Consider the following 524-nt stretch of genomic DNA (forward strand, 5'->3'; position numbering starts at 1 on the left):
CTAAAATAGTAATTGCTAAGTTATGCAGCTATTGCTCACTAGAGTCTGGCGGTCAATTGCAATATAAAACCCTGATACCCTGTAATTTATATGGTAAGTACGATAAGTTCGATGGTGTGAAGTCTCACATGATTCCGGCGGCTCTGTATAAACTACATCAGGCCAAACTGCAAAATGCTAATGAAGTCGAGATATGGGGTGATGGAACAGCAAGACGTGAGTTTATGTATGCTGAAGATCTAGCGGATGCTGTCTTTTATGCGTTTGATAATTTTGAGCGTATGCCTGATATGTTGAATATTGGTCTTGGTCATGATTTTAGTATCAATGAGTATTATGATGCTGTGGCGACTATAGTCGGCTTTGAAGGAAGCTTTGCGCATGACTTAACCAAGCCTGTCGGTATGAAACAAAAGCTGGTAAGCACAGAAAAGCTAGAAGAATTCGGTTGGAAGCACCGTTACTCACTCACAGAGGGTTTACAGAAAACTTATCAATATTATTTGGAGAAAAACTAAATGGTT

General features: G+C 39.5%; 1 protein-coding gene. It reads left to right on the forward strand.

The genetic code is table 11. The features are described 5' to 3' along the window. On the forward strand, positions 1 to 518 hold a 518-nt coding region (locus tag ACS8FD_RS24385; RefSeq protein ID WP_439277742.1), incomplete at its 5' end, for an NAD-dependent epimerase/dehydratase family protein. Positions 519 to 524 lie beyond the last annotated feature (6 nt).

The organism is Psychrobacter sp. 1U2 (assembly GCF_051847575.1).